Source organism: Streptomyces sp. YGL11-2 (assembly GCF_050054615.1).
In the GTDB taxonomy this organism is placed as follows: domain Bacteria; phylum Actinomycetota; class Actinomycetes; order Streptomycetales; family Streptomycetaceae; genus Streptomyces.
Map to the genome: position 1 here is coordinate 1 of NZ_JBNHIN010000078.1, position 13,283 is coordinate 13,283.

The window sequence follows — 13,283 nt, forward strand, 5'->3', positions numbered from 1 at the left end:
CGGGCACGTACCCCGTTACCGCGACCAGTCACGGCCGCACTGTCGCCACGGCTCGGATAGCAGTCGTCGCCGAGGGGTCCGCGGTGATAGGCCGGTTCGTCGTCGGTGACGCGAAGCGCCCTTTGCCGGGCGACGGGGACCCCGGTTCCGTCCGTCCGGGCAGCGACGTCATCGTGGTCCTGACCGATCGGCAGCCCGCTGCGGGCGAGACGTCGCTGACGGTCAAGTCCCCCCTCTTCGACGGCCCGTTGACGCTCAGGGAAGGCGAAGACGATCCCGGCTGCAAGTGCGACGACGGGAGCACGCTCTTTGGAGGGCACACCGCCGTACGGGACGACATACCGGCGGGCAGGTACCCGATGACGGTCGTCAGCCACCACGGGCAGGAGACCACCACCCGGCAGGTGACCGTAGCCGGCCCACCCGTCGCGCACAGCCGCCTGCCCTGGCTGATCGGGGGCGGAACCGCCGTCGCACTCGTGGCGCTCGCCGCCGTCGCCGTACGCCGCAGGCGACGCAAGCGCCAGGCCGCCTAGGGATCCGGGATACCGTGACGGTGGTGGACCTCCCGCCCGAGGGCGTTGTTCACATCCCCGATCTGCTGCGCATGCCGCGCACACATACCCCCGCTCACGGGCGGCGCATGGTCGCCGATGACGGAGGTGCACCGACGATGAGTCAAATAACGGACGACGGAGGCGACGGACGAGGACATGGCGCGGGATTACGACAGTCAGCTGCTGGAGTCGGTCGCGGTACGCCGCCGCAGGATGCGGGATGCCCTGTTGTTCGGCGCGCAGAGGGGGCGACGCACGGCCGACGAGCGACTCGGGAAGGTCTTCGCTGGGATCGCTATCACGGCTGTCCTGTGCGCGGGGTGCGTGGGATGGTCGTTCCTTCAGCACACGCTGGCCAAGCAGAAGGCCGAGCAGGAGAAGCAGCAGCATCAAGTGCAGCAGTACGAGCAGCCGACAAAGTCGGGGAAATCGTAGAATTCCGCAGATCTGGAATGTTTTGCCGTCCCCCCGAAATGTGCGATGACTTCCCGCCACGGAAGCGGAGTTCCCTGAAGCAGGGCAGGAGCGGGCTGGCAGGATAGGCATGTCCAGTTGACCCAAGAGTCCTCAACACCGCGATGATAGGTTCCCGTAAGTGGTGAGCAGAGCAACGACTTCCCAGGCGCAACTAAGCCGAGTGACCTTGGTCGGCGAGCGACGCCGGGCCGACATCGTCCTGCTCTCCGACACGCAGATTGGGCAGCTACTCCCGGACATCCTGCAGTTGCTGGACGACCGGCCTGCATCGCAGCCGATGACCCGGCAGTTGATGACGTCCGACGGGTCTGTCCTGCCGCACGACAGCACGCTGGCGTCGGCCGGGATCACCGACGGCGCCGTGCTCCGGCTCGTCAGGATGCACTCTGCGCCGCCCGCCCCGGTAGTGCACGACGTCACTGACCAGGTGGCTGACGATCTTGACCTGCGGGCTTGGCGCTGGCGTCCCGCTGCGCGCAGGGCCAGCGCGGGTGTGGCGGCCATCGCCTTCATGGTGGTCGCTGCGCTGCTAGCTCGCAGTGAGTTCGCACTCGGTGCCCTGGTCGGTGTTCTGGCGGCCGTCACGGTCGTGCTTCTGGTTGCTGGTTCGCTCGTCGCCAAGATCGGGGACGGTAACCGGGGCCTGGCGACGGCGCTCCTGCTTGCCTCCGGTGGGCTTGGGGTTCTCGCCGCGTGGACGGCCGCTGATGCGTACGGCTGGCCGGGAGCGGCGCGGCTCGCTGCGGTTGCGGGCGCGCTGGTTGTGACGCTTGCCTTCCTCGGCTACTTTTCGCCGCTCGGTAAGGGCGGGATCGTCGGCGCGGCGACGACCGGCGTGCTCGCCATCGCATGGGAGGCCGTTGCCGCCGTTCAGGATGATCCGTCCCGGCTCGGCGCCGTGATGGCTGTCGTCTCCCTGGTGCTGCTCGGTGTGCTGCCGCGGCTTGCTCTGATGGCGTCGGGGCTCACCGCGCTCGACGATGGCCGTGCGGGCGGGGTCTCTGTCAGCCGATACCAAGTGGGTACCGCGCTTGCAGCGACGCACCGGGGCCTTGCCCTGTCCACGATCGTCACCGCGGTCTCGGCGACCTTCGCCGGCTGGCTGCTCACTGCGGCCGAGAAGCCGACTGTGTGGACCGTAGCGTTGGCGTCGCTCGTTGTAGTGGTGCTGATGTCGAGGGCGCGGGCTTTTCCGCTGGTCGCCGAGGTCGTGGCGCTCTTCGCCGCAGCGTCGTGTCTCGTCGTGCGCCTGGTGATGTTGTGGATGGAGCACGCAGGGGGCGCTGGGCCGCTCGTCGTGCTGTGCGTGGCAGCGGTGCTGCCCCTGCTGGTGTTGGCGGTGGAGCTGCCCGAGCATGCGCAGGTGCGGCTACGGCGAGTGGCTGATCTGGTCGAATCCGTGGGCATGGTGGGGCTCTTCCCGCTCGCCTTCGGTGTGTTCGGTGTGTACGGGCAGCTGCTCAATCAGTTCTGAGTTGAAGTGCAGGCGCTCCCGGGCGGGGCAGCAGGGTAGGGGTGAAGGGCAGGCGTGCCGAACGGAAACGGCTGGCAAGGGGATGTGCTGCGCGACGTGACAGGCGGCGCCCAGCAGGGAGCGCAGTGGCCCGGCGAGCAGGCGTACCGCAGGTCCGCTCAGGGTACGGGCCTGCCGGCACAGAGCTCCCAGGCGTCAGACGGTCCTCATGGGGGAGGTACGCCCCAGGTCGGCTCCCCATACCAGGAGCACCAGGCAGGCCACCAAGGCGGCTGGCCACAGCACGCTGGGCACCAAGGGCAGCAGACTCCGGCTGCATCCCCCCAGCAACCCGTGCCGCACAGCGTCCCCGGCTCCCGGCCCGTGGTGGACGAAAGCCTGCCCGGCGCGGTACAGCGCAAGCCGGTGCGCGGTGAGTCGTTCGCCGCGCGTGCGGCACGCTCGCTGCGTCACACGCTTTCCTCATCGGCTGCGCGTGAGGTTGCCGAGATCACCCGCACCGCGGAGGTGCTTCAGCTGCCTGTGACGACCGGTCGGCAGATCGCCGTCACCTCCATCAGGGGCGGCTCCGGCAAGTCCACCATCGCCGCACTTCTCGGCACCACGTTCGCGCACTACCGGCAGGACCCAGTCCTTGTTCTAGAGGCCGATCCGGCGCTGGGCTCGCTCCCGCTGCGGCTGGGTTCCCAGACACTGCGCTGGACCACCAGCGAGGTCGCGGACATCGTCAAGCCGGACATGTCGCTGCTCGACGTCACCGGCTACCTCGTCCAGCTCCCCAACAACGCCTGGCTGCTGCCCGCGAGCCAGGGCCAGATCGGCGCCATGCTGGACAGCCAGGCGTACGAGCGGGCCGTGGTGGCGCTGCGCCGCTACTTCGGTGTGATGGTCATCGACTGCGAGACGCTGCCCGCCGAAGTCGCCCGGGTCGCCCTCGCCGCCGCCCACGGCCGCGTTCTGACCACCCCAGCCACGCCAGAAGGCATCACCAGCACGTACTCGGTGCTCCAGTGGATGCAGGGACTGCCCCGGCATGTGATCGCCGGAACGGTCGTTGTGCTCACCTCGTTGACGCCACGCCCAGGAGCCGACCTCGACGAGGCCGCCCACAAGCTTAGATCTACTGGAGCTAGCGTCGAAGTCCTGCCGTACGACCGGCACTTGGCGGCTGGCGGCCCAGTCCATGCTGAATTTCTGGCTCCGCCGACCAGACAGGCCGCTGCTCGCCTTGCTGCGGCCGTCTTCCAGCTCTCGCAGCAGCGTCACTGACCAGATGCCGTGCCCGACGTGAATGACGGACGACGACGATGAGTACCCAACTGATCCACCGCCCGGCCCGGACCACCAGGCCGACCGCCGCCTCCGAGGCGCGCATCATCGAGGCCCCGCCCAACCTCCCCGAGGGGAAGGCGGGCAACATCGCAATGTCGCTGTTGCCGGTCGCCGGCGTCATGTCGTCGGTCGTGATGATGACGGTTGTGCGCAACAGTCAGTTCGCGGGGCTCGGCGCGATCATTCTCGTCGTCACCATCATGGGCTCCGTCGCGCTGGTCTTCTCCCAGCGGGGCAAGGCTCAGCGCACCCGGCGCACCCAGCGCGAGGCATATCTGGCCTATCTGGAGGACCTGCGCGAGGAGCTTGCCGCCCAGGAGCGTGAGCGGCGCGAGCGCGCTGACGTCCTCAACCCGCCGCCGGCCGCCCTCTACGACGTGGTGCGAGATCCGGCTCGTCTGTGGGAACGCCGCCGCATCGACGGCGACTTTCTGCGGGTGCGCGTTGGTACCGGTGAGATGCCGGTGCGCGATTTGAAGATCGCTCAGCAGGGTTCGTCGGTCCTCACCCCGCCCGACCGGTTCATGCTCAACGAGGCGTCGGCGCTGATGGCCCGATTCCGTACCGGCACCGAGCTCCCGCTCACCGTCCCGCTGGACCGTGTCGGCAACATCAGTGTCATCGGCCCCCGCGAGGATTGCCTGCGCGTGGCGCGGGCCCTGCTCGTGCAGACCGCCGCCATGCACGCCCCCGACGACGTCGCAATGGCCCTAACCGTGTCCGGGGATCAGCTCGCCGGCTGGGAGTGGGCAAAGTGGCTGCCGCATCTCCTCGACACCGAGCAGCTCGATGGCCCCGTCGCCGCCCGCCGCATCGCCCCCTCCACCCTCCAGCTCGCACGGCAGCTCGGCCCCGAACTGCGCCGCCGCGCCTCCTACGCCGCCGAGGTGCGCCGCGGCCTGTCCAGCAACGACGCCCTGGCCATGACGTCCCGGCTGCTCATCGTCGCCGACGGCCACGGCGAGGACGCCGTCGACCTGCCGCGCCCCGACGAAGCGGTCGGCCTGCGCGAGATGGGCGTCACCGTCCTGCACCTGCTCGAACAGCAAGTCCAGGAGCCGGGATATGTCGGCGTCCGGATCACCGTCGATGGCGATCAGGTGGTCATCGAGGACCTGCGCGGGCAGGAGCCGGTCACTGCCCACGGCACTGTGGACGACGTCAGCATTCCGTTTGCCGAGGGGCTGGCCCGGATGCTGGCGCCGCTGCGTCTGTCCGCCGAGTCACTGGTCGACGCTCCCCTGACCGGGCCGGTGGACTTCGCCGGCCTGCTCGGCATCGACGACGTAGCGCACCTTGACCTCTCGCACCTGTGGGCACCACGCAGCGAACGCGCCTTCCTCCGCGTGCCCATCGGCCTTAACGACTCCCACGAGCCCGTGCTCCTGGACCTGAAGGAGTCCTCCGAGCTCGGAATGGGCCCGCACGGCCTGTGCGTCGGCGCCACCGGCTCTGGCAAGTCCGAACTCCTGCGTACCATCGTCCTGGCTTTGGTGGCCACGCACCCGCCGGAGGATCTGGCCCTGGTCCTGGTCGACTACAAGGGCGGCGCGACCTTCGCGCCGTTCGCCAACCTGCCGCACGTGGCCGGTGTCATCACCAACCTGGAGAACCAGGCCGGCTTGGTCGAGCGGGTCCATGCCTCGCTTGCCGGTGAGGTCAAGCGCCGCCAGCAGGTCCTCAAGGACGCGGGCAACGTCGCCGACATCGGCCACTTCTCCGCACTGCGCGCCAACGGGCGACCCGACCTGGAGGCACTGCCACACCTGTTCGTCGTCATCGACGAGTTCGGTGAACTGCTCACCGCCAAGCCGGACTTCATCGACCTGTTCCTGTCCATTGGCCGCATCGGCCGCTCCATCGGAGTGCACCTGCTGCTGTCCAGCCAGCGCATCGAAGGCGGCAACCTCAAGGGCCTGGACACCTACCTCTCCTACCGGCTCGGCCTGCGCACCTTCTCTGCCGATGAATCCCGTACAGTCCTGGACACCACGGACGCCTTCCACCTGCCGCCAATCCCCGGCTTCGGCTACCTCAAGGTCGACACCAGCCACTACGACCGATTCAAGGCAAGCTACGTCTCCGGCGCCTACCGCGGCCCCGCACAGCGCGAGGAGGACGAGGACACCGGGCCCCTCGCCCTCCCCTACGACACCTTCAACACCCTCGCCACTGCAGAAGATTCGGGCGAGCAGGAGCAGGCGGTACGGCGCCGGGAGATGGGGCCGACCGAGCTGGGCGTCACGGTCGAGCAGCTGACCAACGCCGCCGATCCGGTGCGTCGCATCTGGCTGCCCCCGCTACCCGACGCGATCGCCCTGGACACCGTCGCAGGCCCCCTGAACGTCAGCACGCGCGGTACGCATCTCGCGGGGCGCCGCTGCCCACTTGAGATACCGCTCGGCCTGCTCGACGACCCGGCGAAGCAGTGGCAGGGCCAGTGGTACTTGGACCTCACCGTGGCGGGCGGCCACGCCGCCGTCATCGGCGGGCCGCAATCCGGCAAAACCACGCTCCTGCGTACCCTTGTCCTCTCGCTCGCGCTGACCCACACCCCACGCGAGGTCGGCATCTACGGCCTCGACCTGGTCGGCGGCGGCCTGCATGCCCTGTCGAGCCTGCCGCACGTGGGTGGAATTGCGGGCCGCGCCGATCGCGAGCGTGCGGCACGGACCGTCGAGGAAGTACGGTCCATGCTCGCGGCCCGGGAGGACCTCTTCCGCGAGCATGGCATCGACTCCCTCTCACAGCTGCGCGACCTGCACGCCGCGGGCCGACTGCCTCAGTTGGCCTCTGCCGAGATCGTGCTCGTCATCGATGGCTTCGGCGCGCTGCGCGACGACTTCGAGGAGCTCGACGATGACGTCGCCGACATCCTCAAACGCGGCGGCGGGTACGGCATCCACGTGGTGGCGGGCATGCTCCGCTGGAACGACGCACGCATCGCCGTCCAGTCGAACTTCGGCACCCGTATCGAGCTGCGGCTCAACGATCCCAGCGAATCGTGCATCGACCACAAGCTCGCCGCGACGCTTTCGCCCGACGAGCCCGGTCGTGTCCTCACCGATCGCAAACTCTTCGCGCAGGTCGCACTTCCCCGTACCGACGGACTCACCGATGCCGCCGACGTGGGCACCGTTGTGGAGCGATCGGCTCGGACGATCCGCGCCACCTGGAGCGGCGAGGTCGCCCAGCCGGTCCGAGTGTTGCCGCACATTCTGGAGCCCCACCTCCTGCCGGGGCCACTCGCCGAACCTCAACGGGTGCCGATCGGCCTCGACCAGGCGGCGCTCCAGCCTGTGCTGCTCGATCTGTTCCGTCATGACCAGCATCTGCTGATCATGGGCGACAGCGAGTGCGGCAAGACGAATCTGCTGAAGACCATCGCCAGCGGCCTCATCGAGCGATACAGCGAGGACGAGCTGGTCTTCGCCGTCATGGACCCCAGGCGCAGCCTGCGTGGTGCGGTCCCCGAGGAGTTCAACGGCGGCTACGCGTACAACGCCAAGCTGTGCGCGGGACTTGCTCACGGTATCGCCGACGTGTTGGGCAAGCGGCTGCCCGATGACAGCGCGCGCCTGGAGGACCTGGAGCCCGGTAGCTGGGGCGGCGGTCCGCGGATCGTGGTTCTCGTTGACGACTACGACGTGCTGACCACGGCCGGTCAGGAACCTCTCGCCCCGTTCCTTTCGTACATCCCCTCCGCGGTGGACATCGGCCTCCACTTCGTCCTGACCCGCCGCGTCGCAGGAGCCTCCCGTGGCCTGTACGAACCCCTGGTCCAGAGCCTGCGCGAGTCCGGCTCCTCGGCCCTTGTCATGTCAGGCGACCGCGGCGAGGGCCAGCTGTTCCCCGGCGTATACGCCGCTCAGCAGCCGGCTGGCCGCGGCGTTCTCGTCCGCAGAGGCCATTCCAACCGCCTGATCCAGACCGTGCACTGCCCCGCGTAACTGGCTGTTGGCTTCGTACACTTTCAGGACACGTGAACAGAGCCAGGCTGTCCTTGTCCTCTGTCGTCCAATCGGGCGTTTGACAGCGAACCTAGCCCTTTCGGCTTCTATGGCAGTGAACCTTGCCGTTCTTGGCGAGCGACATGCGCCCCGGTAGCCATGAAGGTGCCGTGCCGAACCGGCTCGCGGTCGCATTCTTCTGAATGCCCCCGCGTCCCGTCCCGGGTGCACGACACTGGGGTCAGCTCACTGCGAAGACGTTGAGCGTGGGGGCGGGAGTCTAACGTTGTGGGGATTTTTACGGCCGTGGGCCGTACTGATCGGAGTGGCTGCTGCAGCGGCTGCAGCAGCCGTGGCGGGAACAGTGTGGTTGCCGGGTTGGGCGACGGCCGCCATCACGGCAGTTGGTGCGGCCTTTACCGGAGTGTTCACCGCCGAAGTCCAAAGCGCCCTGGCCGTTCGCCGCCGTCTGGCGCGCCAGACGGCTGACCCGTGCCGTGTGCGTGACGTGTCGGACCCCATCGCCCTCGGTGTCCACCCCGCCGCGGTGCGCGGCGGCTTCCAGACGGACACAGATCGCCTGCCCGACTTCGTACGCAGAGATCGGTTCGACGATGCCCNACCCCATCGCCCTCGGTGTCCACCCCGCCGCGGTGCGCGGCGGCTTCCAGACGGACACAGATCGCCTGCCCGACTTCGTACGCAGAGATCGGTTCGACGATGCCCGGCGTCGTATCGCCTCCGGAGGCTTCGTGCTGATCGTCGGTGACTCGACTGCTGGCAAGTCACGGCTGGCGTTCGAGGCGATGAAGGCGGCCGTACCCGGGCACACCTTTTTTCACGCGAGGCCGACCCAGGACCTGGGGGCATTGGCGGCGCGGGTCGCCGCGACCCGGAACTGCGTGGTGTGGTGCGATGAGTTTGACCAATTCCTGCGAGTGGGAGGGCTGACAGCGGACATGGTCGCCACCATGCTCGCGGGGCCCCGCCGGCACGTGACGTTGATTGCCTCCATGCGCAGCAAGGAATTCGACCGGTACAGCGCCCGAGAGCGCGACGTGACGGAAGCGGCAACCTGGCAGGCGGGCCGCGAGGTGCTGCTCATGGCGCCTGATCCGATTGAGCTGGATCGTCTATGGACCCCGCGTGAGGTCCGGTTGGCGCGGTCGTCCGTGGATGACCTGCGTATCAGGGCGGCAGCCGAGGACGCGAGCAGGTTCGGAGTGGCCGAGCTGCTGGCCGCGGGTCCCGAGCTGGTAAAGGACTGGAAGCACGCCTGGCAGGCAGGTGAACACCCCCGCGGCGCCGCCTTGGTCGCAGCCGCAGTGGACTGCCGACGCATGGGATTGCACCGCCCAGTCAGCGAGGAGGTCCTGCTGCAGCTGCACGAGGAGTACCTGGACCGGCGAGGCGGCCGGCTACTGCGCCCGGAATCGCCAGATGCAGCCTTCAGATGGGCCACATCGGCCGTACACGGGGCGAGCAGTCTCCTGCTGCCAGCAGACGGCGGGTACCTAGCCTTCGACTATCTGATCGATCTGGCATGGCTGCCTCCCGTACCCGAGACCAGTTGGCGAGACCTCCTAGCGACCACCTCACCCGACGAGGCGTTCGGTATCGGGTGGGCGGCCGTGCACCTGATGCGCACAACCATCGCGTGCGAGGCATTCGACTTCGCGCGCCGCAGCGGCGTACCCGAAGCCGAGTACGCGTATGCGGTCGCCCTCGGAAACGCAGGGCGCCCCGCGACAGCAGTCCAAGCGTTATGGACAGTTCTCGAACAACGTCGCGGTCAGCTCGGTGACGACCACCCCGCGACTCTCGTCGCGCGCCACGACATTGCCCGCTATCTCCTCGAAGCCGGAGACCTCGTCCGGGTGTCCGGCATCCTGGACCAACTTGTCCTGGACAGACAAAGGGTCCTAGGTGACGGGCATGAGCAGACACTGGGAACGCGCAGGCTTCTGGCGCGTTCACACAGGGAGTCAGGGGATTTCGCCGGAGCCGTGCAGAGGTATCGCGCACTCCTGCATGATCAGGAGCGGGCCTTGGGGCACGAACATATGGAGGTCCTCCTCACTCGCCAGGAACTCGGCCGCACCTTGGGGCTCGCGGGCTGCGTGACGGAGGCGTTGGAAGAACTGCAACGGACGCTTGCCGACCAGGAACGGGTGATAGGCCCGTCCCATCCTCAAGTCCTCACCACTCGTTACGAGATCGCCGTCGTGACCGGACAGGCGGGTGACCCAGCTGAGGCCGTCCGACAGCTCGAAGCGGTACTCGCCGACCAAGAACGTATCCTCGGCCGGCACTCACGGACGTTGAGTACCCGGCACCAACTTGCGCGCTTCATTGGGGAAGCGGGCGACACCAGTGAGGCCATTCTCCAGCTCGCGCATGTGATCACCGAGCAGAGAGACTTCCACGGAACCCGTCACCCGCGCACCCTGGCGACACGCTACGACCATGCCCGCATGGTCGGCCTGTCCGCCGGGCGGGTTCGAGCACTCCCATTGCTGGCGGCGCTGGGTGAGGACTGCCGCACCGTGCTCGGTGACACGCACCCGCTCACAGTCCGCATACAGGAGGGGACACCTTAGGAGCCGTAGGCGACTACGTTCGTTGACACAACTGCTGACTTCATTGTCAAAGAACAGTCTGTCCACCACAGACTGGCAAGGAGGAATCAGGGCTCGACGAGTGCGAGGACTGGATCGCGTAGAACGAGAAGGCCCGCTCAACGGTGATGCCATACGAGCGTGCCTGTGCAGCCGACTGCCCAGTCGTCTTCGGCTTCCAGCTGGCGCCGTTGTCCCGACGCCTGGACGAGCCGGCGTACGGCCGTGATCCGCCTGTGACCAATGTTCCGTAACATCCCCTGGTTGGGGGACATTACGGGATACACGACCAATGCGGGGGTAGTAGATGACGTATCGGCGCGCAGCGATACCGGCACTGGTCGGAGGGTTGCTGCTCACGGCGCTGTTGTGGTGGGCGGGGGCGAGCGCGAACGCGCTGCACCTGCCGGGCACCACCGACGTGATCGGAGGCCAGGCCGCCGCCGAGCTCCAGCGTTGGCTCACCCCTTGGTCGTATGACCCTCCGGCCTCGGTTCAGCCCGGCGCCGAGGTGTCCGGCGGGATCGGGGACACGGCGGGGGCCGCCAGTGCCAACTACCTCGCGCTGTACACCACGGCGATGCAGATCCGGTTCGGTGCGGTCTTCGCCTTCTTCGTGCTCGGGGCGCTGCTCCTGGTGCGCAGGCTGCCCCCGGTGCGCGGCCGGGTGCCGGCCGCACTGCTCGCGCTGTGGGCCTGGGGCCTGGTGGCCGGGACCCTGGCGGTGACCGTCTCCGCGCCGTGGCTGATCGCCTCGGGTGGGCACGGTAGCTACCGCTTCCTGCCGCAGCTGTCGAGCGTGATCGCCTCCGGGCGGCAGGTTCTGGTGGGTGCCGCGCTGGTCGCGGCGGCGGTGACCGTGCTCGCAGCGCGGGTCACTGCCAAGGGTGCCGGTCCGCTGCCGCAGGAGGTCATCCCGACGCGCGCCGCCCGCCTAGCCGCCACCGTCGGGACCGCAGTGGTCGCACTGTCCCTGGTGGTCCTCTCGTACCAGTCGGTGGCCGCCGCCCTCCAGCAGATCTCCCCGAACATCGGACTGCTCGCCGAGCCGGGCGACCTCCTGCGCCAGTGGCTGCTGCTCGGCGGCTGGTCCGGCCCTGGGGGCACCACTCCGCTCGGCGACTGGCTCCTGTACCGCGCCACTGACGTGCTGCTGCTCGTGGTGGTGTGGTGGGCACTGCGGCGGATGCCCGGACTGCTCACCCGCGCCACGGTCCCGGCGATGGCGGTCGGAGCAGTGTGCGCGACCGTCCTCGGGCTGCTGGCCAGCCAGCTGCTGCGAATGGCGATGGACGGGGCGAGCCTGCACTGGGAGCTGCTGCGCCTGTCTGGCGGTATCGGTGAGGGCGTCCCGGCTGCCCTGACCTGCGGCCTGGTGGCGGGAGTCGCGGCTGCCGTGACCCTGCGGGTAGCCGCGGGTCGCACGGAGCCCACCGACTCCGCGGCCTCCGGCCAGGCCACCACCCGTCCTTAGCACTACATAGCCACGGGCGAAGAAACCATTCTTGGAAGCCGACGTCCTTCGGCCAACATGGACCATCGGGAATCGGCCCCGGTCGGCGAACGGGCCCTTGGGTGCACTTCCGCCCTCCCCGGGCTCTGGCATGCCTGGCGAACAGAGCCGGGCCGGTGTTCGTCCCGGCTGGGGCACCGGCCTGGCCCTGTGGGTTTTGTGGGCCTGTCAGTCCGCCGGCAGATTCCGGACCGCGCTCGCCAGGGCCGTGACGATCCGTCGGACGTCCTCGCCGGTGGTCCGCCAGTTGCTGAACGCGGCGCGCAGGGCGGGCAGTCCGGCGTAGACGGTGGGGGTCAGGAACACCTCGGCGGCCAGGGCGTCGGCCAGCGCGGCGAGGCGCTCGGCGGTGGGGGAGTGGGCGAGGGTGAAGCAGACGACGTTGAGGCGGACCGGGGAGAGCAGTTCCAGGCCGTCGAGGGACGCGACCGCCTCGCCCAGGGTACGGGCGCTCTCCGCGCAGCGGTCCACGATGTCGCGGTGACCCTCGCTCCCGTAGGCGCGCAGCGTGAACCAGGCGGGGAGGGCGCGCAGTCGGCGGGAGTTCTCCGGGGTGAGGTGGACCAGGTCGGGGGAGTCGCCCAGCGGGCCCAGGTAGGCGGCGGCGTTCTGGAAGACCCGGGCCTGGAGGTCGCGACGGCGGGTGAACTGGACCGCGCTGTCGTACGGCACGTTCAGCCACTTGTGCAGATCGATGCAGAGCGAGTCGGCGAGGTCGAGGCCGTCGGCCAGATGGGCGTGGTCCGGGGAGAGCGCGGCGAAGGCACCGAACGCGGCGTCGATGTGCAGCCAGCAGTCGTAGCGGTCGCGGAGCGCGGCGAGCGTGCGGAGGTCGTCGAAGTCGACGGTGTTGACCGTGCCGGCGTTGGCCACGATGACGCAGGGGCCGTCCGCCTCCCGGAGGGCGCGTTCCAGCGCCGCCGGGTCCACCGCCTCGCGGCCGGGGAGGGTGGGGACGGTGACCAGTGCGGACCGGCCGAGGCCGAGCATCGACAGCCCCTTGGCCACGCTGGAGTGCGGGGTGCCGGACAGCACGCGCACCGGGCCGAGGGCCGCCACCCCGTCCTCGGCCGGTGAGACGCCGCGCCGCTCCCCGAGCCATTCGCGGGCGATCGCCAGCCCGACCGTGTTGGACATCGTGGCGCCGCTGACCAACGCGCCCTCGTGGGCGTCGGACAGCCCGAAGAGCGTACGCAGCCACCCCGTCGTCTCCCGCTCCAGGTGCTGTCCGGTGGCGTCCAGGGACGACATGGAGTTCTGGTCCGCGGCGGCGGTCAGCCAGTCACCCGCGAGGGCCGCCGGGGTCACGCCACCGGTGACGAAGCCGAGGTAGCGCGGGCCCGCGCTCGCCGACAGGCCGGG

At 69.0% G+C, this 13,283-nt stretch carries 8 protein-coding genes; 7 read left to right on the forward strand and 1 reads right to left on the reverse strand.

Features of this window, described 5'->3' with window-relative positions:
* The 7 genes from ACO1BR_RS40710 to ACO1BR_RS40740 form a co-directional block, all read left to right on the forward strand.
* Positions 1-536 (forward strand): GGIII-like transmembrane region-containing protein (locus tag ACO1BR_RS40710; RefSeq protein WP_426800153.1); only part of this gene is annotated, 536 nt, incomplete at its 5' end.
* Positions 537-713: 177 nt separating this feature from the next.
* A complete protein-coding gene (locus ACO1BR_RS40715; protein WP_426800154.1) occupies positions 714-992 on the forward strand; it encodes a hypothetical protein in 279 nt (92 codons plus the stop codon).
* A 160-nt stretch (positions 993-1,152) separates the two neighbouring features.
* Entirely contained in the window at positions 1,153-2,508 is a 1,356-nt protein-coding gene (gene eccD / locus ACO1BR_RS40720; RefSeq protein ID WP_426800155.1) for a type VII secretion integral membrane protein EccD, read from the forward strand.
* 333 nt (positions 2,509-2,841) lie between these two features.
* The gene (locus ACO1BR_RS40725; RefSeq protein WP_426800156.1) at positions 2,842-3,777 is read left to right on the forward strand and encodes a MinD/ParA family ATP-binding protein; all 936 of its coding nucleotides are present in this window, start codon (positions 2,842-2,844) and stop codon (positions 3,775-3,777) included.
* 38 nt (positions 3,778-3,815) lie between these two features.
* On the forward strand, positions 3,816-7,790 hold the full coding sequence (eccCa, locus tag ACO1BR_RS40730) for a type VII secretion protein EccCa (protein WP_426800157.1): 3,975 nt from the start codon (positions 3,816-3,818) through the stop codon (positions 7,788-7,790).
* 1,640 nt (positions 7,791-9,430) lie between these two features.
* Complete coding sequence (locus ACO1BR_RS40735; RefSeq protein WP_426800179.1) at positions 9,431-10,390, forward strand: tetratricopeptide repeat protein; 960 nt, start codon at positions 9,431-9,433, stop codon at positions 10,388-10,390.
* Positions 10,391-10,715: 325 nt separating this feature from the next.
* Positions 10,716-11,882 (forward strand): hypothetical protein, encoded by a 1,167-nt coding sequence (locus ACO1BR_RS40740; protein ID WP_426800158.1) that lies wholly within the window; start codon positions 10,716-10,718, stop codon positions 11,880-11,882.
* A gap of 207 nt (positions 11,883-12,089) precedes the next feature.
* Here the strand turns inward: ACO1BR_RS40740 and ACO1BR_RS40745 are convergent.
* The coding region (locus ACO1BR_RS40745) for a pyridoxal phosphate-dependent decarboxylase family protein (RefSeq protein ID WP_426800159.1) at positions 12,090-13,283 on the reverse strand (1,194 nt) is incomplete at its 5' end.